Genomic DNA, 26,218 nt, shown 5'->3' on the forward strand with positions numbered 1-26,218 from the left:
CCCCGCTTTTCTATTTCTCGGACGCAACTCCCCTCGCCTCCGGCCGAACGGAGACACGCCATGTCTGTTTCTCGCGTACTTCTAGCCTTTCGCTTGATCACGCTCTGCTCGGCAGGGCCGGGTTAAAGTGCGACGAGGCCTTCGCTGATCGTCGGATGCGTCAGAACCATATCGCGGAGGTTCGTACAGGACGGCCTCGGGGTCATTGCGGTTTGCATGAGGGCCATCACCTCGCCGGCCCCACACCGAACGTCGTGAAGCCGAGAATGCGACTACCGTCGGTCGCGACCAGCGCTTTGAGGGACCCGCGTTCTTCGGAACGTGTTCGGCTGCGCGGCACGGCCGTCATAGGAATCTTTGCGAGTCGGTCGTCGAACCCGCGTTCCTTCGCCGCGTGCCCGTTCAGAGCGATCCGAGCCAGTTCGGGATCGGTGCACATGCACGACGGCACCTGCCGCCCGGTTGTGGTGCGATTGCCGCCGGGGATGTTGTCGCGGACGATGCGGAAGTCATCGAACGCGATGTGCGTGAACTGCGGGCGACCCGCGCAGCCGCTCGCCCACGCACCTTCGGCCTTGGATTGGAGGCGCTCGTTCACCGTCACGAAGTCGCGCGCGTCGCGTTCGATGCCTGCGGTTTCGAGGCCGAAGCCGTCCGTGTTCGGCGTGCGCCCGGCCGCGACCAGCAAATGCGAGCCTTCGATCTCGACCGCCGAACCGACCTGCCTCCCCCGCAGACGCACCGACTCGCCCGAGGTGCCCGATCGAGGACCGTGCCGGTCAAAACACCATTGCCCTCACCCGCGAGCAGCTGCGCTATCGCTTCGGACACGTCCGGGCCTTCGCGGTGAACGAGCGATTGGTTCCGCTCGACGACCGTGACGCGAGTCCCGAACCGCGGAACGCCTGCACCAGTTCCAACCCGATGTACCCGCCACCGAGCTCTCACTCGTGGCCGCGTGAAGTACAGAAAGGTGCTGCCAGTCGCGCCACACCCGATGGCGCGTCGCCGGGGCGAGTGGTTCCAGTGCAAGCGAAGGCTCCAGAAGCGGTCTCTGTGATCCGATGGAACTGACTCTAAATGAAACTCCTTGCAAAAACGCAAAAGCTGACCGATACTCCTTTTGTCAGGGAATCCCGACATAAGCCTGCATCATACCTTGACTTGCCGGCAGTAAGATAATGTCGCAAAAGTTAACTGTTAAGTGATAGTGATTATGATTAAATATTATTTTACTGTATAATTAATGTAAGAAAAAAGTTTTTGTTAATTTAATTTTGCGATATGGCGTGCGTGTTCCGCTCTGCAGGGCCTATCGGGGCAACCGCCGATTTTGTCGCTATCGTTTTGTTTCTTGTGTTTGGGCAAAAAAATACTAATGTTTCAGTCGTTTGCGGTTGAAACCCGTTTTGATTTGAGGCGAGGTCGCGTATGAAATCGCCCCTGTGTGAGCCAAATTCGATACTGGTTCGGCTGAGGGAGGAGACGCGTGCCGAGCACAGCGCCGCGGCGCGCGCGATCGACCTTCTCAATGCAACACTAGATATCGTCTATTATCGGAAAGTTCTAGATATTTTTTACGGATACTATCGTTCGCTCGAAAATGTGATCTGCGAGTTCGGCGACTGGTCAGAACCTAGTCTGTCACCGCACGACAGGACCAAATCGCACCTACTCGCGGAAGATATCAGCGCGCTCGGGGGCGCAAGTGCCGAACTGCCTCTGTGTGCCGACGTACCACACATCGCGCACACGGCAGACGGGCTGGGGTGCCTGTATGTGCTTGAGGGGGCAACCCTCGGCGGTCAAATCATTTGCCGGCACGCACGCGACGTACTCAGGCTGACCCCTGCGACCGGGTGCCGGTTCTTCCACGGGTACGGCGAGCGGACCGGCGATATGTGGCGCGCGTTCGGCACCACTCTGACTGGGTACGCGCGGGATGGAGCGACCCAGGACCGAGTCGTTGCTGCTGCGCGCGACACGTTCGTCACGTTGCGGCAGTGGTGCGAGCGAGGAGGCATAGTGTGAGTCCGTACCACTCGCCCGAATCGTTACCGTGGGCCGGCCAGCCGTACAGCATCAAGCGGCACGGGGTGACCGTCCAGAACTGCGACAGCGAGCCGGTCCAGACCCCCGGGTGCATCCAAGGTCACGGCGCGCTTCTGGCGCTGCGCCCGACGGACCTCACGGTCCTCCAGGCGAGTGAGAACACGGATCGGATCCTCGGGCGCTCGGCGGGGAATCTGATCGGGCTTCCGGTGAGCGACCTAATCGGCGCACCGGCCGAAGCCGCGGTCCGAGCGACACTGGCGAACGAATCGACCGAGCGTAGCCCTCACTTCGTGTTTACGCACCCCGCGCCGGCGGGGGCGCTCGACGCCACCGTGCACACCGCCGGTGGGGTGGCCGTGATCGAGTTCGAGGCCACCGGCCGCTCCGCGGGGGCGGAACCGGACTACGTCGCCGCGATCAAAAAAGCGCTGACCTTGTTCCAATCGGCTCCGACGCTGAAAGCGTTCGGCGATCTGGTGGCCGAGGAGGTGCGCCGGCTCACCAAGTTCGATCGGGTGATGGTGTACCGATTCCATTCCGACGGCAACGGCGAGGTACTGGCCGAGAGCCGCCGGGCCGACCTGACCGCTTGGCTCGGGCTCCACTTCCCGGCGAGCGACTTCCCACGGCCCGCCCGCGAGGTGTTCCGCAAGTTGTGGGTGCGCCCGATCTCGGACGTTTCCGAGCCGCTCGCCGAGATGGTACCGTTGACGAACCCGCACGGCGGCGGGCCTTTAGACATGACCGCGTGCGCGCTCCGCGGCGTGTCCTTGATGCACACCGAGTACCTGCGCAATATGGGGGTGACGGCGACCCTGACGATGCCGATCCGGAGCGGCCCGGACGTGTGGGGCTTGATCGCCTGCCACCACTACACCGGGCCGCACCATGTGTCGGCCCGGTGCCGGGACGCGTGCGCGTTCTTGGCCCAAGTGGTCTCCCTCCAGCACACCGCCGTCGGCGAGTGGGAGTACCTGGGGTACCGACTGGCTATCGATCGAGCGCACGAGCATTTGATAGCATGCGCTGTTGCGGTCGAGAGCTTGTCGCCCCTCACCGAGGGCTCCCCGAACCTGCTCGACGGGATCAGCTCGGACGGGGCGGCGGTGTTCCACCAGGGGCGCTGGTGGCGTGTTGGGGACACCCCGACGGAGCGCGAGCTCGACGAGCTCGACGACTGGCTGTCCGGGCGTGAGGAGCTCGAGTCCCTCACCCACCCGCTATTCGCCACGGACTGCCTGCCCCACGAGTACCCGCCGGCGGCGGGGTTCTCCCGGGTCGCCAGCGGCGTGCTGGTGGTGCCGCTGTCGCGGGCCGGGCTGCGGAACCGGATGTACTGGTTCCGGTCCGAGCGGGTGCGCACCGTCGAGTGGGCCGGGAATCCGTACGAAAAGCCGACGGTGGTCGGCCCGCACGGCCCGCGGCTCACGCCGCGGGCCAGTTTCGAGCTCTTCAAGGAGTCGGTCCGGGGGCGGTCCGCGCCGTGGCTCGCGGCCGAGATGGCCGCCGCGGCCCAGTTCCGGCTCATGGTGATGGAGCTCCTGGCCAGCGGGGCCGCGCGCCTGGCCGAGGAGAACGCGGAACTCAACCGCTCGATCCGCGAGCGCGAACGTGCCGAGAACCGGCTCCGGACCCAGTACGCTGTCGGCTGCGCGTTGGACTCGTCGGCGAGCCTGGCCGAGGCCGCGCAAAAGTTGCTCCGCCCGATCTGCGAGTTCAACGGGTGGGACCTCGGGGTGTTCTGGGAGCCGACCCGCGGCGGTCACGAGTTGACTTGCCTGGGCGTCTGGCACCGGGCCGGGCCGGACCTAGCCGCTCTCGCCCAGGAGGTGAGGGCGACCCTCCCGGCGCGCGGGCGCGGGCTCCCCGGGGTGGTGTGGGCCACCGGCCGGGCGTACTGGTCCCGGCCGGCGTCGGAAGACACGCCGCACGTGCGCGGGAAGCTGGCGGTCCCGTTCCGGCTCGGGGTCGAGGTGCTCGGGCTGGTGGAGCTCATGCGTCGCGCCGAGTGCGAGCCCGACCCCGAGATGGTGCGCCTGCTTGACACGGTCGGAGGGCAGGTCGCCCTGTTCGTCCAGCGGAAACGCGCCGAGGAACAGTTGATCGCCTCGCACCGCGAGAACAACCGGCTGCTCGACGCGATCTCCTCGATCCTGATCTCGGTCGACTTGGCCGGCCGGGTGACCCGGTGGAACGACACCGCGGCCGCGGTGTTCGGGGCGACCGCCGGCCAGGTGGTCGGCCGGGCCCTCGAGGCGTGCCCGTTCCGGTGGGCCCGCGACGGGGACCGCGAGCGGTTCCTCCAAGGGTGCCGCGGCTCGACCGAGCACAAGCTCGAAGACCTGCTGCTCGCCGCCAACGGGCGGGAGCGGGTGCTGTCGCTGACCGCCTACCCGATCACCGAGCGCAACGAGCACTGCGGGTGCCTCGTGCTGGGTCAGGACGTGACCGAGCGGAAGATGCTCGAGGAGGAGCTGCGGCGGGCGCACAAGCTCGAGTCGGTGGGCCAACTCGCGGCCGGGATCGCGCACGAGATCAACACCCCGATTCAGTACATCGGCGACAACACCGGGTTCATCGGCGACGCGCTCCGCGACCTGAGCCGGGTGATCGTCGCGTACCGGAGCGCCGGCGACGACCCGGGGGCGCGGGCGCTCGCCGACGCCGCCGCCGCGGACGCCGACCTGGACTACCTGCTGACCGAGGCACCGCGTGCCCTGGGGCAGACCCTGGAAGGGATCCGGCACGTGGCCCGGATCGTTAAGGCGATGAAGGAGTTCGCTCACCCCGGGGCGGTCGAGAAGGTGCCCCTGGACCTGAACCGGGCGCTCGAGACGGTCATCACCGTGGCCCGCAACGAGTGGAAGTACGTGGCCGAAGTGGAGACCCGCCTGGCCCCCGATTTGCCCCCAGTCCACGGGCTCCCCGGGGAGCTGAATCAGGTGTTTTTGAACCTCCTGGTGAACGCCGCGCACGCGGTCAAGGATGCGCACGGGGGGAGCGGTCGGAAGGGGCTCGTCACCGTCAGCACGCGGGCCGTGGGCAACGTGGTCGAGGTGCGCATCTCCGACACCGGGTGCGGGATCCCCGAGGGCATCCGGAACCGGGTCTTCGACCCGTTCTTCACCACCAAGCCGGTGGGACAGGGCACCGGGCAGGGGCTGAGCATCGCACACGCGGTGGTGGTGAAGCAGCACGGCGGGGCGGTCACGTTCGAGACCGAGGCGGGCAAGGGCACCACGTTCATCGTGCAGCTCCCGCGGGACGGCACCCGCCTGACTTCGGCCGAGCTGCTCGGCACGCGCGACGGGGGCCGCTCGCCCAGCGCATCGGGGGGGGGCACATGAGCTTGCAGGTTCTGTTCGTGGACGACGAGCCGAACGTGTTGGACGGGCTGCGGCGCACGCTCCGCGAGTTCCGCCGCGAGTGGGACATGCGGTTCGCCACCGGCGGCCCGGCCGCGCTGGCGGCCCTGGATCAGGCGCCGGCGGACGTGGTGGTGTCCGACATGCGGATGCCCGGCATGAACGGCGACGAACTGCTCGCCGAGGTCCGCGCCCGGCACCCGCAGACGGTCCGGATCGTGCTCAGCGGGGAGTGCACACGGGAGGCCATGGTTCGGGTCACCTCGCTCGCGCACCGGGTGCTCACCAAGCCGTGCGACCCGGTCGAGCTGCGGGTCGCCATCCAGCAGGCGTTCGCCCTCCGCGGGCTGCTACTGAGCCCCCGGCTGAGCGCCCTGGCCGGCCGGCTCCAGAGCGTGCCGAGCCGGCCCGACCTGTACGCCCGGATCCGTGCGGTGCTGGAGCAGCCGAACTACTCGCTCTCCGAACTGGCCGACATCTGTGCCCGGGACGCGGGGGTGTCCGCGAAGCTGATCCAGCTCGCCAACTCGGCCCTGTTCGGGAGCACCCGGCCCACCCACTGCGCGTTCGAGGCGGTGTCCCGGATCGGGGCCGAGATGGTCCGCGCGCTGATCCTCGCGGAGGGGGTACTGACCGCGTTCGACGCGCGCTCGATCCACCCGTTCAGCGTGAGCGACGTGTGGCCGCACAGCGAGTCGGTGGCGCTGCTCGCGGCCCGGATCGTGAACCGCGAGGCGCCCCGCGCGGCGTGGGGCGGGCTAGCCCCCGCGGCCGGCACGCTCCACGACATCGGGCGCCTGATCCTGGCCTGCGTCGAGCCGGCGGCGTACGTGGAGGTGCTCCGCCGGGTCCAGGCCGGGGCCATGCTGGTGTCGGCCGAGGCCGACGCGTTCGGGGCCACCCACGCGACCGTCGGGGCGTACCTGCTCGGGCTCTGGGGGGTGCCGTCGTCGATTGTCGAGGCGGTCGCCTGGCACCACAACCCGGGGGGGAGGCCGGCGGACCGGTTCGGGCTGGTCACCGCGGTACACGCCGCCGCGTCGCTGCTGTACCCGGATGATGGTGGCGGGCCGGACCTCGCGTACCTGAACCGGCTGGAGCTCGGCGACCGGCTCCCGGCGTGGGCGACCCTCTCCGCGGACTTGGGGGGGGGGCTGTGAGCGAAAAGATTCTGTTCGTGGACGACGAGCCGAACGTGCTGGCCGGTTTCACGCGCCAGTTGCGCAAGGCGTACTCGGTCGAGACCGCGGGCGGCGGGGCCGAGGGGCTCGACGTGCTCGCGGCGCGCGGCCCGTTCGCGGTCGTGGTGTCCGACATGCGGATGCCGAACATGGACGGGGCGCAGTTCCTCGCGCGGGTGCGGGAGCGCCACCCCGACACGGTGCGCGTGCTGCTCACCGGCTACGCCGACCTCCATAGCGCGATCGAGGCGGTGAACCGCGGAGGTATCTTCAGGTTTCTCACGAAGCCATGCCCGACCGACGCGCTCACCGGCGCCTTGGACAGCGCGACGGCCCAATACCGCCTGGTTACCGCGGAGCGGGAGCTGCTCGAGCGCACCCTGCGCGGGAGCGTGCAGGTGCTCGGCGAGGTGCTAGCGCTGGCGAATCCACTTGCGTTTGGGCGTGCCGTGCGGGTCCAGGGTCTTGTGCGCCGGCTCGCTGGCGAGATGCCCGAGGCCGGGAGCTGGCAGGTGGACGTGGCCGCGGTCCTGTCTCAGCTTGGGTGCGTCGCGGTGCCCGAAGCCGTGCTGAGCGCCGCCAGCCGGGGCGCATCACTCCCGCCGGAGGCTCAGAGCCAACTTGACGCGGTTCCAGAAACGACCCGACATCTTTTAAGGCACATCCCACGCTTGGACGTAGTCCAGGAGATCATCGCATACCTCGACAAAGAGTTCGATGCCCCGCCTGGGCCGACGTTGGAGAAGTGCGGGCCGGCGATCCCGTTCGGCGCGCGGATACTCACGGCTGCGTTTCAGCTCGACACGCTTCTGGGGCGGGGGCTGCCTGAGCGCGAAGCGATAGGCCATCTAGGCGCCGCGCCTGGGCGGTACGACCCCGAGGTGCTGTCTGCATTCCGAACTGTACTGTGTCGGACTGTGTGCCCGGAGGTGCGCGAGGTGCATGTGGGCGAGTTGATCGTGGGTGATGTTTTGGCCGAGGACCTGCACAGCAACGCGGGCGTCCTTCTGCTCAGCCGCGGGAATCCGATCACGGAGCCGCTCCGACACCGGCTCGCAGCGTCAGTGGCGTGCGGACACATCGCGAGCCGGCTCCGCGTGTTTACGTCCCTCAGCAGGCCCTGTTGATTCTCGAAAACGTTTTTGGAACAGGCCTCAAGAGCACAACTCGCCACTTAACCAGCCCTGCTGGGCAAGCAGGTGTGGGGCGCGAATCTTTCGGCACGCGAGCTGGCGGAGCGGCCCCGGGCCGTGCCGGTGTGGGCGAGGTGCTCGTCAGGTCGGCTGACCAGCGCCTGGAACGGGCGCCCGATAGCCCCGGCGCACATCATGACCAACTTGCTTCCCTACTTGGGCCGCCGACCGGGTAAAACTCTCATCAAAAAGGGGCCATTCACCCTGTAACGAAACGGCGCAAGTCAATCTCATATTCCCGCAATCCACGCGCCGGAACAGTTAACACATCTCTCACGTCACCGGATGTTCGACAGGAACCACCGCCCCACGGCCGCAAACGCCATCCGGCACCGCGATTGCTCCTATTGCTTATTCCGCACCACGGGGCACCGCCTTCACACACGGGAGAATCATCATGGCAGCCGCAACAGTTAATTACCCAACCGGCCGTGTCCAGACCCGTGGGGCCGAGAAGCAGTCCGAGGGCCGTGTAGCCCGCGGGATTGAGCATTATGCCGCGCAAGCGCCCTCCGACTGGTTTCTCTGGGCGGCCGGCGCGTCGGTCGTCGGGGCGCTCACGCTCCGCTGCCTCAGGCGCAAGGAGGGGGCGCAGTTCGTGAGCCAGTGGGTGGCCCCGTTCATGCTCCTCGGGGGCTACAACAAGATCGTTAAAGTCGCGGGCTCTGACCGCGTGCACTCCTCCTGACCGCCTCCCGGTCCGGTGCCGCTGTACCGGGCTTTTTACTTCTACCCACCCTGCAATGTCAGACACTCCCGATTACGACGCCTACCAGTCATCGTTTCATGAAGCGTTCCGCGCCGAACTGTACGGCATCGTGGACGCGCTCCCCGCCGGGGGGCGCGCGCTCGACGTGCCCTGCGGCAACGGGTTCTACTCGCGCCGGCTCGTGGAGCACTTCCGCGGGCGGTTGACGGCCGTTGATTCCAACGACGAGTACCTCCAGAGTACCCGAAACGCTGTCGGCGTCGGGGCCGAGGTGCTCAAGGCGGACGCTTACCAGCTCCCATTCGGGCGAGCCACGTTCGACTTGATATGGTGCGCGCAAAGCCTCATCAGTTTGGACCCCGAGCGTGCCGTCCGGGAGATGTTCCGGGTGGTCAAGCCCGGCGGGGTGGTGGCGATTCTGGAAGTGGACGAGTTCCATCGTGTGCTGCTGCCCTGGCCCGTCGAACTGGAAGCGGCGCTCCCGCTGGCGGTCCGCGCGGCGACCGAGCAGGAGTACGGCGACGCGGTGAAGATGTCCCCGGCCCGGCGGCTCCGCGGAGTGCTCAAAGAGGCCGGGTTCAAGTCGGTCCGGCGGGTCACGTACCCGTTCGACCGGACGGCAACTTTCGACTCGTCCACGGCCGCTTTTCTTACCCATCACTTCGGGTACCTGAGATCCTTCGTGCGCTCACACCTGCCACGCGATTTGCAAAAAGTGTTCGATCGGGTGACCAGCCCTGACAGCGATGATTCGCTGTACCGGGAGGATGTTGAGTTGGTTTGCCTGAATGCGGTCTATTTGGCCCGTCCGTCCGAGACAGCCTCACCGGTCGCGACGTAGAGTTCGGCCCCCGGCCGTGAATCGGATCGTCACCGCCGGAGCACCGGCCGCAAGGGCAACGTGGAGAAGCCCCGCGCTCAGCCGCGGTCGATCGAGCCGCCGGATCTCGGTCCGGCCCCTTGCAGCCGGTTCCGCCCCCGCCGATACCATTCCCCTTATATCGCGTTCCGTTGTAACGAAGCCTGCATGATCGGTCCGTAACGTTCGGTGCCGCCCGGCGCCGTCGGGAGATGTCGATGGGAAAAGTCCTGGTGCTGTACCACTCGGCCAGCGGGAACACGGCGGCAATGGCCCGCTTGGTTGCGGACGGGGCGGCCCTGATCCCCGGGACGGAGGTCCGGCTGCGCGAGGTGGACGCCGCCGCTCCGGAAGATGTGTACTGGTGCGACGGACTGGCCGTCGGCAGTCCGACCAACATGGGCGTGCTGTCGTGGAAGATGAAGCGGTTCTGGGACGAGACCATGTTCGACCACTGGGGCAAGGTCGACGGCAAGGTGGCGTGCGCGTTCTCGTCCAGCGGCGGGTGGGGCGGCGGGGCCGAGATCGCGTGCCAGTCGCTCCAGATGGTGCTGATGAACTTCGGCTTCCTCGTGTTCGGCGTTACCGACTACGCGGGGAAGATCACCACCTGCCACTACGGGGCGGTGGCCGCCCGCGAGCCGCGGGACGAAGAGGTGAAGAGCGGCTGCGTGCTGCTGGGGCGGCGGCTGGCCGAGTGGGTTGCGGTGGTGGCCGACGGGCGCAAAGAGCAGCACCCGCTCGCCAAGCCGGAATCACGGACGCTGCCGGGGTGAGCCCGGCAGCGTCGCGGGTCACTTCGTCGGTTGGAACAGCCGCGGGGCGAACTCGTGGAAGGCGTACCGCCACGTCTGCCACTCGTGCCCCAGGCCCTTCTTGTCGCCGAACGCCACGTTCTTGGCCCCGGCCGTCCGGAGGCCCTCGTACAGCGCCTCGGCGTTCTTGTGGATGCCCTCGTCCAGGCCGACGTCTCCCGAGTGGAGGTACAGCAGGGCGACCTTCTTGTCGAACGCGGCGGGGTCGGCGAACACGCCGCCGAACGATGTCTTGAGGTCCACCTTACCGACCCCACTGAACGCGCCGACTGCGGAGAACGTGTCGAGGTGCGTCAGGCCGGTCCGTAAGGCCTGCCCGGCGCCCATCGACAGCCCCGCGATGGCCCGCGACTCGCGCTCGGTTTTGGTGCGGTACGTCGCGTCGATCATCGGGACCAGGTCCTTCGTCACCACGTCGTCGAACACCCCGGGGTCGCCCTTGCCGGGGCCGGCCGGCTGGGGCGCGCCCGCCGCGCGGGTGGCGTACCCCTTTTCCATGACCACGATCATCGGCACGGCCTTCTTCTCGGCGATCAGGTTGTCCAGGATGAAGTTCATGTGCCCCTGCCTGACCCAGCCCGTTTCGTCCTCGCCGCCCCCGTGCTGGAGGTACAGCACCGGGTACCGCGTCTTCGCGTCGGCGTCGTAGCCGGGCGGGGTGTACACCAGGATGTGCCGCGTCTGGCCGGTGACCTTGGACGTGTACCAGCGCGAGCGGACCTCGCCGTGCGGCACGTCCTTGGCGTGGTAGAAGTCGACGCCCGCCTCCGGGATCTCGATCCCGCTCGTCGGCCGGCCGGTGCCGAAGAAGGTGTCGCTGCCGGGGTCGTTCACCCGCACGCCGTCCACGACGAGCGCGTAGTAGTGGAACCCGGGGACGACCGGGGGCGAGGTCAGCGCCCAGACCCCGTCGGCGCCGCGGGTCATGTCCCACGGCCCGCCGCTGCCCAGCCCGTAGCCGGTGAACACCTGGACCTTCTTGGCGTCCGGCGCCCTCAACTGGAACGTCACCCGCCCGTCGGCGTGGACCCGCGGGTAGGCGGCGTTGCCGGTGTTGGTGGCGGCGGGCCGCCCCTCGCCCGGCGCCTTCTTCTCGGGCTGCGGCTCCTTCTTCTCCTGCCCGCGGAACACCAGTTGCGCGAAGCGATACAGGTCGCTCTTCCACACCTTGAAGTCGTGCGCGCCGCCGGGGATCACGTGGTAGACGTGCGGCACCTTGTTCTCGTCGAGCATCTTGTGGACGCCCTCGCTCACCCGCAAGAGCCCGTCCTTGTCGCCGCACGCCACGTACAGCAGCTTCAGCTTCTTGGCCGCGTCGGCGGGGTCCTTGAGGAGGTCGCCCGGCTTCTTCGTGTTCGGCGCCGAGGAGAACCCGCCGACCCACGCGAACGTGTCCAGGTTGCCCAGCCCGAAGTTCAGCGACTGCCCGCCGCCCATCGACAGCCCGGCCAGCGCGCGGCCCTCCCGGTCCTTCTTCACCGGGTACGTCCTCTCGACGAACGGGATCACGTCCTTGAGCAGGTCGCCCTCGAAGGCCTCGAACGCCTTGGCGTGGGCGAACACGTTCCCCTCCGCCCGGTCGTTCGGCTGGGCCCGGCCGTTGGGCATGACGACGATCATGGGCGTCGCCTTTTTGTCCGCGTACAGGTTGTCGAGGATGACTTCCGGCGCGCCGCCCCGCTTCCACTCCGTCTCGTCGCCGCCGATGCCGTGCAGCAGGTACAGCACCGGGTACGAGCCGTCCTTTTTGTACCCGGGCGGGGTGTACACCAGCATCTTCCGCTTGTTGCCCACGGTCTTCGAGTCGTACTCGACCGTTTCCACCTTGCCCCGCTCGATCCCGTCCCGCTTCTTGTCGTACCCCTCCGGCGGCGCCAGGAGCTTCTCCGCGGCTGCGTCCCGCTTGCCATCGGGCGGCTGCGCCAGTGCCGGCACGGCCGCGCACGCCACTGCGGCCCACGCCGCGAGTGCCCAGATCCGTTCGTTCATTGTTGGTCCTCGGGAGAGTGAGAGATCGGGGGGCCGGGTGCCGCTTCGGGGGTCAGCCCCCGGGCGGCGCGGGTCAAGAATGCGACGAGTGTGCTCGCCTCTTCGGGCCGCAGCCCGCCGAGCATCTGCGCCCGGATCGACTCGCCCGCGGCCCAGAGCTGCCGGAGCACACTCTTCCCCTCCGCCGTGAGGGCCACCGTCCGCGCGCGAGCGTCGGTCGGGTGCGCGTCCCGTCCGACCAGCCCGCGCTGTTCCAGCAGCACGAGCATGGCCCGCACGGTGCTCGGGTCGGACGACATGCGGCGCGCCAGCTCCCGCTGGGTGAGGGCGTCCCCCCGGTCGAGCGCGGCCAGCAGGACGAACTGGTCGGCGGTGACGCCGAGTGCCGCAAACGCCGCCTCCGACCGACGGTGGAGGGCCAAGTACGCCGCGCGGAGAGCGATGGCGAGTTCGTGTCCGTCGGTCATGGTGACGACGAGGTTGAGAAACCGAATCCCGGGCGAACTCGGAGACCATTCCCCGTTTCTAAAGATTGAAACAGGGGAGAAGTCCGACTTCGTGCGTTTACGCACGATTGTGGGGATGTTAATTGGCTGCCAGAGGTCGCCGCCAATGAGAAAAAAGTGAGAGCGCGCCCCCGACGACTGCTGAACGGTCGCGTGCTGATGCTTCGGGTGCTTGCGCTGGTAGCTCCGGCTACAAATTTTCGCGCAGAAGATGGGACGCCCGGCTGCGGCTGCCTCCGCATTTCACTTCACCCCCGCGGGTAGGGCACCGTGAGCACACGGTTGCCGCCGGGGTTCAGCAGCACCACGGCGGCCCCGTCCGGCCACGTCACGGTCACGCGCTCCGCGGCGGTCGCGTCCCCCAACCCGAAGTGGGCGACCGGTTCCATCTGACACAAGTAGCCGCTCCCGCCGCAGATCCCCTTCACCCGCACGCGGCCGGCGTACTCCGCACGCACGACCGCCCCGCGGGCCGGCGCCCCGAACCGCGTTAACGGCCGCACCCGCAGCCAGTTCGGGTGCGCCGCCCGGGCTTTGAACACGCCCAGCGGCTGTGCGGCCTTTTCGCCGCGTGAAACGAGCAGTTCCAGCACCCCGTCCCCGTCGATGTCGGCAACGGCCGCCCCGGTGCCGTACCCGTCGGGGTCCAGGGCGGCGCCGGCGTCGAGCATCGTGACGCCGGGCGCCGGTCCGGATTCGGGTTGTGCCCACCCGCTCGCCACCCGGAACACGCGGTTCGGCTCGCACAGGTGGTTCATGAAGATCTCGTCGTTGCCGTCGTTGTCGAAATCGGCCGCGACCACCGTGCGCACCGCCGACGGGAACGCGAACCCGGGGGTGGCGAAGTCCTTCCAGTGGTCGCCGGCTCGCGCCATCAGGCGGTGCGGGCCGTCCCAGTTGCCCCAGGCGAGGCCGAACTCGCCGCCAGCGTCGAACGCGGTGAGCCCGCGGGCGTGCTCTTCGCAGTCGCGCAAGCGGAGCGGCGCCGCGAGCTCCTCGAACGTGCCGCCGCCCAGGTTGCGGAAGGCGAAGTTGGGGCCGCGCTCGTTCGCACAGAAGAGATCGACGTGGGGGCCGAAGAGGGGCAACGCTAGCGCCCCGCGCCCGCCCCCGATGCGCGCCAGCCCCAGCGCCGGCGCGAGATCGACCAGTGTGCCGGCGGGGTTCAGCTCGTACAGGCGCATCGGCCGCCCGTGGCTCGCCACGAAGAACCCGTACCGGCCCACCCCGCGCCGGTCCAGCACCGCGACGCTCCGGCCCGACGACAGGTTCCGCGTCGCCCGGTTCGCGGGCCAATCGAACAGGTCCTCCCAGGTGCCGTCCGGGCCGCGCTTGAACAGCCGGTCGGCGACCGCCTTGGCTCCGGAGAACGAATCGCAGTTGAGGACGTACAGCTCCTCCCGCCCGTCGCCGTCGAGGTCGCCGGCCGCCACCCCCACGGCCGGCCCGTCCGGGTCGGCCAGCTCGGCCGGAGCGGCGTCGCGCAGCGCCCCTCCGGACCACGAGAGCAACCGGTTCGGCCCCGCGAACCCCGCGACGACGAAGGAGAGCCGTCCGCGGTCGAGGTCCGCCACGGCCGCGCCGTAGTGGAACCCCGGCGGATTGTCGGCGATCAGGTGGGACACGTCCTCGAACATCGGAACCCGCGCGACGGAGTACGCAACACTTGTAACCGTAACTCATGAACTGCAAAGCGCAAGTGGGAAACGGGTTCTGGGGCGAACTGCGCCTCTCCGTTGGACTGCCGTCGCCCGTCGCCGGGCCGTTGCGGGTCGCTAAAACGTGAGAACCTCTCCCGGCCCTCCGCGACAGCTCGCGGTTCGGTACACTTCTCAGCACGCACCAGTCGGGAGAACGTTTCAATGACCCGGACCCTCGCCTTGCTGGCCGCACTCGCGGCGCCGGCGGCTGCCCGCGCGCAGGCGCTACAAACGGTCGCGGAGAAGACCGATTACAAGGCCACCTCGCGCGGCGCGGACGTGGTGGCCTTCTGCGAAGCGGTCGCGGCGCGCGGCCCGGTCGCCCGGCTCGGCTACTTCGGCGCCTCGCACGAGGGCCGCAAGCTGCCGTACCTCGTGCTGTCCGACACGCGGGTCGCGACCCCCGAGGACGCGAAGAAGTCGGGCAAGCTGGTCGCGCTGGCGTTCGCCAACATTCACGCCGGCGAGGTGGACGGCAAAGAGGCGCTACTCGCCCTCGCCCGCGACCTCACGGACCGCACCGACCACCCGCTGCTGAAGAACCTGGTGCTCGTGCTCGTCCCGAACCTGAACGCCGACGGGAACGAGAAGATCGACCCCAAGAACCGCCTGGGCGACAACGGCCCCATTGAGGGCGCGGGTACCCGGGCCAACGCACAAAAGCTCGACCTCAACCGGGACTTCGTGAAGCTGGAGTCGCCCGAGATCCGGGCGCTCATCAAGCTGGTGAACGAGTGGAACCCGGCGGTGGTGATCGACTGCCACACCACCAACGGCAGCAAGCACCGGTTCAAACTCACCTACGACGGCCCGCGCTACCCCTCGTCGTCCGACCTCGCGAAGTGGGCCGATGGCACCCTGTTCCCGGAAGTGACGAAGAAGGTGAAGGACGCGACCGGGTTCGACATCGCGCCCTACGGCAACTTCAGTCCCGACCGCACCCGCTGGGAGACGTACCCGGCCACGCCGCGGTACAGCATCCAGTACTTCGCGCTGTGCGGGCGGCTCGGCATCCTGAGCGAGTCCTACAGTTACGCCACGTTCAAGGAGCGCATCGACGCGACGCGGGCGTTCGTGACCGCGTGCCTGGAGGTGGTGGCCGAGAACCGCAAGGGCGTGGCGAAACTCGTCGCGCTCGAAAAGCCCGCCCGGGTCGCCGTGCGGACGAAGACCGAAGCGTTCCCGGAAAAGTTGCAGGTTCTGGGCTTCGAGGAAATCGAGAAGGACGGTAAGCGCGTGGCGACGGCCGCGCACAAAGCGTACCACCTCGACTACGCCGGCCGCGTGGAGCCGACCGAGTTTACGGACCTGCCGTTCGCGTACCTCGTGCCCGCGGACTGCGCCGCGGCGGTCGAGACGCTCCAGCGGCACGGCATTCAGGTCGAAGAGCTGCGCGAGGACGTGGACCTGGACGCGGAGCGGATGCTGGTCACGAGCGTCGAGAAGACGGGCCAACCGCAGTCCGCGACCGTGGCCAGTGTGAGCGGTCGGTGGGACCGCGAGACGCACCGGGTTCCGGCGGGCACGATCGTCGTGAAGACGGGGCAACCGCTCGGCGCGCTGGCCGGGTACCTGCTCGACCCGCGCTCCGAGGACGGCCTGACCACCTGGGGGCAACTGCCGGTCGGCGGCGCCCAGACGCACTTCCCGGTGCTGCGCCTCCCCGCCGCCGTTCCGCTCGCCCTGGGCGCCGCGCCGAAGCTGCCGGAGGCGCGCCGCACGAACCAGCCGATCACCGACGCCCAACTGACGGGGCGCGGCGGGATGTCCGCGTTCGGGTTCTCCGGCACGCCGCTCACCACCGGGGCGTGGATCGACGGTGAACACTTCTTACAGGTCAAGGACGGGGTGCTTCTGAAGGTGAAGGCGCGGACGGGCAAGGGTGAGCCGTTCACCGACCCGGCGAAGATCAAGAGTTCGCTCGACGCGGTCAAAGGGCTCGACAACGCCACCCGCGACCGGCTCGCGAAGGGCACCTCGTTCCGCACCAGCCCGGACCGGGCCGCGTTCCTGTTCGACATCGGGCCGGACATCGGGATCGGGTACTTTGACGGCAACCCGGGGGCGCGGCTCACCAAGAGCGACGGCGCGAAGGAGCACGTGACGTTCTCTCCGGACGGGAAGCGGGTGGCGTTCGTTCGCGGGGCGAACCTCTTCGCGGTGAGCGTGGAGAAGCCGCTCGAAGAGCACAAACTCACCGCCGACGGCGGCGGCGAGGTGTTCAACGCCAAAGGCGACTGGGTGTATGAGGAGGAGATCTTCAACCGCAACGGGAAGGCCTACTGGTGGTCGCCGGACGGTAAACAGCTCGCGTTCCTGCGGTTCGACGACGCCCCGGTGAAGAAGTTCAACCTCGTGGACCTGCAACCGGTCGGCGGGCGGCTGGAGAGCTATGCGTACCCGAAGCCCGGCGACCCGAACCCGCTGGTGAAGGTCGGTGTGGTGAGTGCCGACGGCGGGAAGCCGACCTTCCTCGACCTGGGCACCTACAAGCCCGAAGAGACGCTGATCTCCCGCGTGGGCTGGGGCGGCAAGTCGGGCACGGTGTTCGCCTACGTTCAGAACCGCACGCAGACGTGGCTCGACTTCGTGGTGTGGGAGTCGCCGACCGCGAAGCCCAAAACGCTCTTCCGCGAGACGACGCAAGCGTGGGTGGACGACGCGGGCGAGCCGCGCTGGCTGCCGGACGGCACCTTCCTGTTCCTCAGCGAGCGGACCGGCTGGAAGCACGTGTATCACTACTCCGCCGAGGGTAAACTGCTCGCGGCGGTCACCCAGGGCGACTGGGAGGTGAAGGACGTTCTGCGCGTGGACCCGAAGGAGAAAACGGTCTACTTCAGCGCGGCGCTCACCAGCCCCACCGGCACCGACCTGTGCCGCGTGACGTTCGGCTCCGACACCGAGTTGCTCACGGAGAAGGGCAAAACGCACCGCGTCGCGCTCGCACCGGAGGGGGCGCTCTTCGTGGACCGGTTCAGCGACCCGATGACGCCGACCCAGTCGAACCTGTGCGAGGTGGGGAAGGGCGTGGTGCGCAAACTCGACACCAACCCGGTGCGCGAGCGCGGCGAGTTCAAGTTCGGCAAGTACGAGCGGGTGAAGATCGCGCTGAAGGACGGGTTCGTGCTGGAAGGCGCGATCACCTACCCGCCGGACTTCGACCCGAAGAAGAAGTACCCGGTCTGGCTGTTCACCTACGCCGGCCCGCACAGCCCCACGCTGCGCGACGAGTTCGGCGGCGGGCGCGTCATGGAGCAGTCCCTCGGCACCTCCGGCATCATCACCTTCCGGGTGGACCCGCGGAGCGCGAGCGGGAAGGGGGCGAAGTCGGCGTGGGCGTGCTACAAGCAGCTCGGGGTGCAGGAGCTCAAAGACCTGGAAGAGGCGGTGGCGTGGCTCGCGGAGAAGCCGTACATCGACGCCAAGCGGGTCGGCATCAGCGGGCACAGCTACGGCGGGTTCATGGCCGCGTACGCGCTGACGCACTCCAAAACGTTTAGTGCCGGGACCGCGTCGGGGCCGGTGACGGACTGGAAGCTGTACGACTCCATCTACACCGAGCGCTACATGCTCACCCCGAAGGAGAACCCGGAGGGGTACGCGAAGTCGAGTTGTGTGGCCGCGGCGAAGAACCTCGCCGGGAAGCTCCTCATCGTTCACGGGATGATGGACGACAACGTCCATATGCAGAACAGCGTGCAACTCGTGGACGCGCTTCAGCGGGCCGGGAAGGACTTCGAGCTGATGCTGTACCCACAAGCCCGTCACGGGATCGGCGGCGGGCACTACTCGCGGCTGCAACTCGACTTCATCCGCCGCACGATGAAGGAGAAGTAATGCCGGTGGTTTAGGTCGTATGGACATCAGGTAGGTGGGTGGTTCGGGTAGTCGGCGGGCCACGTGTTAAACCATGCGGGCCGCCGGCGCTCCCGCGCCAAGCGATCTCGGACAGGTGCTTGGTTCGGTCCGTTGGCTGAAGGCGGGCACTTCGCGCGTGGCCGCCACATCCGCGCAAGTCGTTGGGGCGAAACGCCGCTGCGACTGAACCGCGAATAAGTGAAGACAGAGGGCCGCCGGCGCACATGCACCCGGTAAGGAAACCGTGCGCAGGGAGGATGCCAAGAGGGTGAGCCGAACCGTCTTGTTGGGCCGGGCGGCCGTGGGGGCGGATTGCGAGGCTGACACCGACCGCGAGTTACTCCGCCGGTTTGCGCGCGACGGCGACCAAACGGCGTTCGAGGCGCTCGTGAGGCGGCACGCCGGCATGGCGCTGGGCGTGTGCCGGACGGGATCAACAGGATTGAACAGGATCGAAGAGACAATTATCAATCGTGCTTGCTGCGATTGTTTGCCGTCCTGTCTGATCCTGTCAAACCCTGCTTCATAGCGTACACAGCCTGGCAGGCGTTTCTACACACGAAGCTCACCGAGCCGCCCTGCGATAAGAGGCACGCCGCGCCGTCCCGCCTCCCCGTGGTCGACTTGACACTCTCTGACGCAGGGAGGTAAAAGCCGTCGGGACCACTCCCTTCACGGTCCGAGCGCGTCTGCGCCCCTCTGTCGCTTCACCCAGGAAACCGATGCTCAGGACGCCCGCACTCGTGTTTGCCGTGTCAGCGCTCTGCGTGGCCGCGACGGCGCGTGCCGACGAGGCCGAGGACAAGGCCGCGAAGTACTTCGAAAAGATCGGTGCAAAGGTCGAACGCACCAGGACCGCGCCAAGTCAGGTCGTCGGTGTCGATTTAAGTTTTCGGAGGGTAACGGACGCGGATCTGAAAGGGCTGGCCGAGATCAAGACGCTCCGCCACGTCGGCATCAGCTCGTCGAAGGTGACAAGTGTCGGGATCAAGGAACTGGGGAAGCTCAAGAACCTCAGCAGCCTTTCCCTGCGTGTCCCGAAGTTAACGGGGGCGGATCTGAAAGAGTTGGGGGGCCTCAAGGACCTGGACATGCTGATGCTGTCCGGCGTGGATCTGACCAAGGAAGGGGTGAGGGAGCTGGCCGCGCTCAAGAACCTCACCACTCTCCTGCTACACGACGTGGACATAACGGACGCCGGGCTGAAGGAACTTGCAGCATTCAAGAGCCTTAACACCCTCGATTTGAGTAACACGAATGTGACGGACGCCGGGCTCAAAGAGCTGACAGGGATCAATAATCTTACCAAGATCGTTTTGGACTACACGGACGTGACGGACGCCGGGCTGAAGCAGCTCGCAAAACTCAAGAATCTCACCGCCATCTGGCTGCGCGGGACGAAGGTAACGGACGAGGGGGTGGCGAAGCTCCATGAGGCCCTGCCAATGTGCAATATCGACACGTGACAGCGGGTAGGACGACCCAGTCGTTTCAAGCTCAAGGCGAGAACAGGTGCGCGGTTGGTGAGTGCCTCCCTGGGGCCGCAGACGTTTCGTCCGTTGCTCTGGGGGTGAGAACGCTTAGCGGGCAGCCGCCACGCGACCCCCGGCGCCAACCGGCGGACGGGACGTCCGCGGTCCCAGGGAAGCAACCGTTCGATTTCCGCCGCCAGCTTGAAGCTACTGAAGTCCGATTGAAGAGTGCGGCCCGCGCTACGAAAACACACACACGCCGTCGCGCCAGTCGGCTGCGATCACCTTCCCGTCTGTGATCGGGTTCGCGAGCAGCCATCAATCCGGAACGCCCGCTACCTCACCACCGGCGCGGGTTGCGAGTGCCGGGAGCACGTTGTTGGCCGAGTACGAGAGGAACCGCACGCTGCCGTCCGCGAACGCGAAGTTCGCGCCCCCGTCGTGGAGCGACCAGAACTGGAGCACCGCACAATCGGGCTGCGCGTTCAGGTTCGGTTGCTGATATCGAAATGGCCCAGGTCCGCAGGCAAACTCGGGAAACCCCTTTTTAAACGGGTTCAAATCCGACACCCCGACCACGGAATCCAGCGCCCCGAACCCACCGACCCCCCACCCGACGTACAGCCAGCCGTGCAGCATGTTCGTGGGCGGCGGTCGCTCACCGAACGCAAGGGTATTCGAAGTCCCGTCCGCGATCCCGACCAGCGTCACCCCGCCCTCGGAGACCATCACTCCATCCCGTTGCTTGGCGCTTCCCCCCGCGCACCCCAGGTACGAGTTCAGCGCGAGCCGCTGGGTCATCTGCACGGCATACGGCCTGGCCAGGGAGTACCGGAACGTCACGTCCCACGGGACGGTGACGCGCGGATCGGCCGGGCACATGAACGGCTTCAGCGGTAGCGCCGCCCCGCGGTGCGCGGACGGCTGGAAGGGATCGGACGATCGGCCGAAGTCCTCGTCCGCCATCCGCTTGTTCGCGTCCAGTTCGAGGTACGAGGCGATCAGCAGGGGCCACTGGAGGTACGGAGCGGCGACGCCCGCTCCCTTCGAGCGGAACGCGGGCGGCAACTGGCCCGTCGTCGATTCATAGTTGTGAGCCGCGATCACTACCTGGCGCAAGTTCGATTGGCAGGAGGTGCGGGCTGCCGCCGCCCGCACCTTCTGGACGGCGGGCAGCAGCAACCCCAGGAGCAGGGCGCAAATGCTCACGACCACGAGCAGTTCCAACAGCCCGAACCCCGGGCGACGAGGGCATCGCATGATTATCCCTTCCGCCGTCGATAAATGGCCGCGAGGCCGAGGGCGGTCACGGACATGCCGCCGGACACAAGGCCCACGATCAGTGGCGTGCTACTTTGGACCGGGTACGCGGCCACGGGCGCGATCGGTTCCGGCTCCACGACCCCATTCTGAGCCGCACTGGCGGCTTGTGCTTGTGCAAACGCGCTCAGTGAAGGATCGGCGCGGCCACCCTTCCAAATCGGCCACTTGCCCGGTGTCAGGTCCGGGTAGCCGATCGGCTGGTTCTCGTTGAGATCCAGCCCAGCTAATGTAAAGATCGTGGGATCAATTTTGGTGTCAAAATCTGCATGCTGGACGGTGATAATTTCTTCGTAAGTGAGCGCGCCGTCCGTGTGCTCCGTATGCTTGATCTTTTCGGGGTACATGTTGCCCCCGGCAGTCTTCTGCCAACTCACCTCGGTAACGTGTTTCATCGCGCCTTTTTTTGATGCGTCCCCGGTGAACGTGTGGAGCACGGGACCGCTCTGCGTGCGAGCGTCGAACCAGATGCTACCCTCGTTCTTGTTTTTCTCAATCGTTGTCACCAAGTACGGCGTGCCGTTACGCTTCTGCTCGGACGTTTTCAGCAACGGGTCTGCCACCAACTGGCGGTAAGATTGCGCGATCGGGATCTTGGAGTAAACTGCCAGTCTCGCATTGCAAAAGCCGAGAAGTCGCCAGTCCATATCGTTTACAAAATAGTCCGTCGGCTGTGTCTTCGGGTCATGGAACTCAACCTGGTGCGTCACCTTGGGCGCACCAGGTAGCACAGTCGTAACGAGCAGGTAGTTCTGGCGCTCGCAGTTCCGACAGGTGACGTGCCGTCCGCGGGTGCTCGATTCATCACCGGCCGGGTCGGCTTCCCGGTCGAATACGTCCACCCGCAACTTGTCGCCGGAGCGCCAAATCGCTGCCGTGTAGGCCCACTTGCGGCGCGAACCCTCCGGCGCGGATGGCATCCGGGACTCGAAGCGGAAGCGGAGGGCGTAATCGCTCTTCATTTCCAGCTTCTGAGCGAGCATTTTTTCGATGTCGCCCAAGTCCTGTTGATGCAAAACCACCGTCAGGATTGGCAGCGCAAGCGTCGCTAACATTAACGCCTCTCCTCAAAAAAAAATGTGCTCGATTAATTTTATTAGATCCTGTTTCCGATAACGGAACTGCTTGTCGCCACTGGGCTTGTGGCGGCCTCGTTTATACGCCGTAAAGCCCTTGTTCAGGATGACTTAAGCGTAATTTCGTTATCGTGAACGGGATCTCTTCTTTACTATGGAACCACAGCTATACCAATGGCCACGCAGTCTGGAGCGTACATGTCAACTTTGAGCATCTTGGATAATATGGTAGGGTCGCCGCTACAGGTTACTCCTTCAGTGAGATCTGGTTTGATGAACCGAGTGGGTAGGCAAGCTCTCGTTATCGCGCATTGTGCGAGGTAACTCCCTTGTTCAGTACATAGCGACCGGTAGCTGTTGCCGCCGGAAGGAGAGGGCATGACGAAAGTGCCGGCCGGATAGCAGTCAAAATAAGCAATATTATAAGCAACTACATTGAGGCAGTTACCGCTTGCATCGGGAGTGTTGTCGCACGATGTGGCTTGTTTGACGGTCGGATACAGCGTGGAGATGGGGCACTGAACTTTGGTGCTCATCGACCCGTCGCAAACGGGGATCGGGGTAGGTGGGGCCGTTCCCGAGCCGGCTCGTAGTGTCATCCGCCCCGAAACACTTAATACCAGAACCGCAGCGAATAACGCCACCGCAAAACAGCTCTTGCGCATCAAAGATACCTCTTCGTTGTAACACGTACGAAATTACTCGACGCCTTTATTTTCGAACTCGCACGCCCACGCGAATGAACTCCTCGCCGATCACGGTTGTGTAGATGGAGCACTCCGTATTCAGCACCGATTCGTTCATCTGGTCGTTTAATTCCAACGTCACAACCGGCAATCGGCTGCCGTCAACCGTGATTCCTGGGTGCCTTGATTCGGCGCGGAGTACCTTTTTCAGCGCCTCTGGGTCTTCGGACCGCACGGTCACGGTGGCCCGCGGGTTGTCCTTTGTCAGAACCACATCGGAGGGGTCAACGTCGAGCAGCCCGGCGGGCGAAAAGAACACCTTAGCCACGATCGGACCACAGATCTCCCCTTCGCCGTTCAGAAATGTTACCCCGATGCTCTCCACACGTGGTCCGCGCAACCCGCTCGCGCGGACCGAAAACTTCACTTCCGTTCGGCCCCCTGCCGGAATCTCGCGTTTGCCGAGTTCCGCGGACGTGCATCCGCAGCTTTTCACGAGCTGATCAAGGGTTATGGTCCGATCGCTTTCGTTAATCACAAAGAATGAACCGGATGGGGTGTCGTGTAGTCCGATCCGACCATAGTTAATGATCTGTTCTGAAATGTACACCTGCCCGCGTCGGTCCGCCTGTGTGCGCGGGTTGATGGCAACGGGTGCCGGCTCTTCGACGGACTGGGGCGCAGGGCTTGCGGACGTTCGAGCCAGCGCCCAGTACCCCAGTGACCCGAGGGAAACGATCGCGCCCGTGAGCGCGGCGGCGATAAGTGACTTCACTCTCGCTGAAACGCCCTCTTACAAGGGCGCAACCCTGAGGGTTGAAGGCGGAGCCTTCGTGATGAACTGGCTTTTGCTAGACTAAAGTTTGAGTACTTTACTTGGTTCCGTTGGGGAAAGCAATGCAGCTGTTCAGAAAAACAAGCCCGGGGCTTGGCTCTCACATTCTGGGCGTGGTTTGCCACGTGCCACGATCCATTACGGGGCTTTACCCTCTCCGGGGTGAAACGAATGCTCCGGGCTGAGCGGACATATTTGTCAGAACCATCGCGGTGCTTACGAAAACACACACACGCCGTCGCGCCAGTCGGCTGCGATCGCTTTCCCGTCTGTGATCGGGTTCGCGAGCAGCCACCGGGCGAGCGGGGCGACTATCTCGCGCTCGATCGCGCGCTGGAGCGGTCGTGCCCCGTACCGCGGATCAAATCCCACCTCGGCAAGGCGCTCCACCAGTCGCTCCGACCACCGCACCGCGGTTCCGCTGCGCACCAGCCCCTCGCGGGCGGCAATGGACTCCAGTTCGCGCCGGGTGATGGCCCGCACGGACGCCGGGAGCAGCGACCGGAACGTCACCACGGCGTCCATCCGGTTGAAGAACTCCGGGCGGAAGAACTTCATTGCGGCGTCCTGGTACCGCACCCCCGAATCCGCACCGAACCCCACCGCGCGCGACTGCCCGGCCCCGAGGTTCGAGGTCATGATGATGATCGTGCTGCGGAAGTTGGTGACGCGGCCGTACTGGTCCGTCAGCCGGCCTTCATCGAACACGCCCATGAGCGTGTCGAACACGTCCGCAGCCGCCTTCTCGATCTCGTCCAGCAGCAGCACGCTGAACGGCTGCTGGCGCACCCGCTTCACCAGCTCGCCGGGCTCGCCGCGGGGCGGCCCGAGCAGCCGGTACACCGCGTCGAACCCGCCGTACTCGCTCATGTCCAGCCGGATCAACCGCCGATCCCGTGCGGAATGCGGAGTTCTGGGTTCGGAATGCGGAGAGGCGGTACCGCTGCTTCGTTGGTTTTCCTGCTGCAATTCCGCATTCCGAATTCCGCGTTCCGAATTACTTCCCCCGTGTCCGAAGAAGTAGTCGGCGAGCGCCTGAGCCATGTGCGTTTTGCCGACCCCCGTCGGGCCGCAGAACAGCATCACCGCGGGCGGCCGGTTCGGGTCGTTCAGCCCCGCCTTCACGGTCATCACGACGTTGGTGGCGGCCTCGCACGCCTCGGGCTGGTCGATGACGCGCGCCCGGAACCAGTTCCGCACGTCGTCGCGCTGGAGCGTGATCTCGTCGCGCAGGAACAGCTCCGGCAGCCCGGTCTGCCGGCGGAACCGGTCCACCACCGCGGTCGGGGTGACCGGCTTCTTGCCCTCCCGGACGTGTTCGTCCACGAGCTGCCGCGCGAACCCGGACGCCGGTCCCGGGAACGCGGCGTAGGGCATGAACCGCCGGAACAGTCGGACGATGCGCTCGCCGGTCCCGCGCTCGACCTCTACCCCGGGGCCGCTCGCGGACGCGTCGAGCTGCCGGTCGATGACCGACAGCGCCGTGGCACGGTCGAACGGTTCGACGCGGACGATCTGGAACAGGTCGGGAAGGCCCGGCATGAGCCGCCGGCACGCGTCCAGTTCGGCGGGCGTGACTTCGGCGATCATCCGCAGCTCGCCGCGGGCGAGGTACGGGACCAGGAACGCCGCGATGCTGTCGGTGGGGCCGAGTCCGCCCGTTCGCACGAGTTCCAGCAGCCGTTCCGCGCACAGTACGCCGTTGATTTCGCCGAGTTCCCCGATCACCGCCTCGACGCGCTCCTCCCACTGCCCGAGGTACCGCATCCCGGCGATGATCCGCCCCGCAGAGGTGAGCCAGAACTTTCGCTTCTGCTCCCGCGGCTCGTCGGCGTCGAGGCGTGCGCGGGTGGCCTCCGCGAGCGCCTTCTTTTCGGCCTCCCGGACCGCATCGACCATGAGGGTCGTTTTGCCCACCCCGGCGTCGCCCACGAGCAGCACGTTGGCCTTCTCGTGGTGCAGCTTCCGGACGAGCGCGGCGAGGTCGGCTTCGCGGCCCCAGGCGCGGGCGTAGCCCTTGCGCACCGCGCGGTCGCCGACCGGTTCGGCCACCTTCGCCAGCGTGGGCGGCGGGGGGACCGTGAGCGGCCCGCCCGGCGGTTCCTTCGGAACGGGAACGACCAGTTCGAGCAGCTCGGCCTCGACCGGCGGCAGGTACGCGCCCACTTCTTCCGGCGTTAGCCCTTCGAGCTTCTGTGAGACGTACCGCTCGACGAGCTTCTCGAGTTCGGTCCCGTTGGGGTAGTCGAACCGGAGCCCGAGCAGCGGCAGGTCCGCGGCGAACTGACCGCTCTTGCGGGTGCCGACGACGCACGGCACCCGCACCGGCACCTCGGCGTCCGTGGGGTAGAGCCGGTTCTTCCCCTTGTACTCGGGCCGCACGCTGACGGTGAACCAGCGCAGCTCGGGCTCGCCGAAGTCCGGCGCCTCGACATCCTGGTCCTTGCGGTGGAGCCAGCGCAGGTACTCCTTGAGGTCGTCGCGGGCGTCGTTGGCGGTCTTGCCGAACCCGGTGGTGCCGAGGTCCAGCGCGATCGCGGAGTGCCCGCCGGCGGCGTCGCGACAGAGCAGGGCGTGGTAGCGTGCGGTGGGCATGGCG

General features: G+C 66.6%; 17 protein-coding genes. 9 read left to right on the top strand and 8 right to left on the bottom strand.

What is annotated here, in order from left to right; genetic code table 11:
- Window positions 1–226: 226 nt before the first annotated feature.
- Window positions 227–742: an FAD-dependent oxidoreductase gene (locus tag R5W23_RS03950; RefSeq protein ID WP_320685206.1), complete on the bottom strand. Its 516-nt coding sequence runs from the start codon at window positions 740–742 to the stop codon at window positions 227–229.
- 689 nt (window positions 743–1,431) lie between these two features.
- Between R5W23_RS03950 and R5W23_RS03955 the strand changes: the two genes are divergently transcribed.
- From R5W23_RS03955 to R5W23_RS03985, 7 genes are all read left to right on the top strand, one after another.
- Window positions 1,432–2,031, top strand: coding sequence for a biliverdin-producing heme oxygenase (locus tag R5W23_RS03955; protein ID WP_320685207.1), 600 nt, complete (start codon window positions 1,432–1,434; stop codon window positions 2,029–2,031).
- Window positions 2,028–5,402 (top strand): ATP-binding protein, encoded by a 3,375-nt coding sequence (locus R5W23_RS03960; protein WP_320685208.1) that lies wholly within the window; start codon window positions 2,028–2,030, stop codon window positions 5,400–5,402. Before R5W23_RS03955 ends, R5W23_RS03960 begins: the two co-directional genes overlap by 4 nt.
- Window positions 5,399–6,580: a response regulator gene (locus R5W23_RS03965; protein ID WP_261186258.1), complete on the top strand. Its 1,182-nt coding sequence runs from the start codon at window positions 5,399–5,401 to the stop codon at window positions 6,578–6,580. Before R5W23_RS03960 ends, R5W23_RS03965 begins: the two co-directional genes overlap by 4 nt.
- The gene (locus R5W23_RS03970; protein ID WP_261186259.1) at window positions 6,577–7,728 is read left to right on the top strand and encodes an HD domain-containing phosphohydrolase; all 1,152 of its coding nucleotides are present in this window, start codon (window positions 6,577–6,579) and stop codon (window positions 7,726–7,728) included. The genes R5W23_RS03965 and R5W23_RS03970 overlap by 4 nt, the downstream gene beginning before the upstream one ends.
- A 463-nt stretch (window positions 7,729–8,191) precedes the next feature.
- The gene (locus tag R5W23_RS03975) at window positions 8,192–8,482 is read left to right on the top strand and encodes a hypothetical protein (RefSeq protein ID WP_320685209.1); all 291 of its coding nucleotides are present in this window, start codon (window positions 8,192–8,194) and stop codon (window positions 8,480–8,482) included.
- A gap of 55 nt (window positions 8,483–8,537) precedes the next feature.
- Complete coding sequence (locus R5W23_RS03980) at window positions 8,538–9,344, top strand: class I SAM-dependent methyltransferase (protein ID WP_320685210.1); 807 nt, start codon at window positions 8,538–8,540, stop codon at window positions 9,342–9,344.
- A 236-nt stretch (window positions 9,345–9,580) separates the two neighbouring features.
- Window positions 9,581–10,138, top strand: coding sequence for a flavodoxin family protein (locus R5W23_RS03985; RefSeq protein WP_320685211.1), 558 nt, complete (start codon window positions 9,581–9,583; stop codon window positions 10,136–10,138).
- 18 nt (window positions 10,139–10,156) lie between these two features.
- Here the strand turns inward: R5W23_RS03985 and R5W23_RS03990 are convergent, their stop codons facing one another.
- The 3 genes from R5W23_RS03990 to R5W23_RS04000 form a co-directional block, all read right to left on the bottom strand.
- The gene (locus R5W23_RS03990) at window positions 10,157–12,166 is read right to left on the bottom strand and encodes an alpha/beta hydrolase (RefSeq protein ID WP_261186263.1); all 2,010 of its coding nucleotides are present in this window, start codon (window positions 12,164–12,166) and stop codon (window positions 10,157–10,159) included.
- Window positions 12,163–12,633 carry a MarR family winged helix-turn-helix transcriptional regulator gene (locus R5W23_RS03995; protein ID WP_320685212.1) on the bottom strand — a complete coding sequence of 157 codons (471 nt, stop codon included), beginning with the start codon at window positions 12,631–12,633 and terminating at the stop codon, window positions 12,163–12,165. Before R5W23_RS03995 ends, R5W23_RS03990 begins: the two co-directional genes overlap by 4 nt.
- A 287-nt stretch (window positions 12,634–12,920) precedes the next feature.
- Window positions 12,921–14,297, bottom strand: coding sequence for a CRTAC1 family protein (locus R5W23_RS04000; protein WP_320685213.1), 1,377 nt, complete (start codon window positions 14,295–14,297; stop codon window positions 12,921–12,923).
- A gap of 237 nt (window positions 14,298–14,534) precedes the next feature.
- On the opposite strand from R5W23_RS04000, the gene R5W23_RS04005 reads away from it, so the two are divergent.
- The gene (locus R5W23_RS04005; RefSeq protein ID WP_320685214.1) at window positions 14,535–18,209 is read left to right on the top strand and encodes a DPP IV N-terminal domain-containing protein; all 3,675 of its coding nucleotides are present in this window, start codon (window positions 14,535–14,537) and stop codon (window positions 18,207–18,209) included.
- A gap of 773 nt (window positions 18,210–18,982) precedes the next feature.
- Window positions 18,983–19,696, top strand: a complete 714-nt coding sequence (locus tag R5W23_RS04010; RefSeq protein ID WP_320685215.1) for a leucine-rich repeat domain-containing protein — start codon at window positions 18,983–18,985, stop codon at window positions 19,694–19,696.
- A 324-nt stretch (window positions 19,697–20,020) separates the two neighbouring features.
- Here the strand turns inward: R5W23_RS04010 and R5W23_RS04015 are convergent, their stop codons facing one another.
- The 4 genes from R5W23_RS04015 to R5W23_RS04030 all read right to left on the bottom strand — a co-directional run bounded on the left by R5W23_RS04015 (window position 20,021) and on the right by R5W23_RS04030 (window position 26,214).
- Window positions 20,021–20,962 (bottom strand): DUF1559 family PulG-like putative transporter, encoded by a 942-nt coding sequence (locus R5W23_RS04015; RefSeq protein WP_320685216.1) that lies wholly within the window; start codon window positions 20,960–20,962, stop codon window positions 20,021–20,023.
- A gap of 2 nt (window positions 20,963–20,964) precedes the next feature.
- Window positions 20,965–22,077 (bottom strand): hypothetical protein, encoded by a 1,113-nt coding sequence (locus R5W23_RS04020; RefSeq protein WP_320685217.1) that lies wholly within the window; start codon window positions 22,075–22,077, stop codon window positions 20,965–20,967.
- A 732-nt stretch (window positions 22,078–22,809) separates the two neighbouring features.
- The gene (locus R5W23_RS04025; protein WP_320685218.1) at window positions 22,810–23,559 is read right to left on the bottom strand and encodes a DUF1573 domain-containing protein; all 750 of its coding nucleotides are present in this window, start codon (window positions 23,557–23,559) and stop codon (window positions 22,810–22,812) included.
- 276 nt (window positions 23,560–23,835) lie between these two features.
- Entirely contained in the window at window positions 23,836–26,214 is a 2,379-nt protein-coding gene (locus tag R5W23_RS04030; protein WP_320685219.1) for an AAA family ATPase, read from the bottom strand.
- Window positions 26,215–26,218: the final 4 nt, after the last annotated feature.

The organism is Gemmata algarum (assembly GCF_034097035.1).
GTDB lineage: Bacteria > Planctomycetota > Planctomycetia > Gemmatales > Gemmataceae > Gemmata > Gemmata algarum.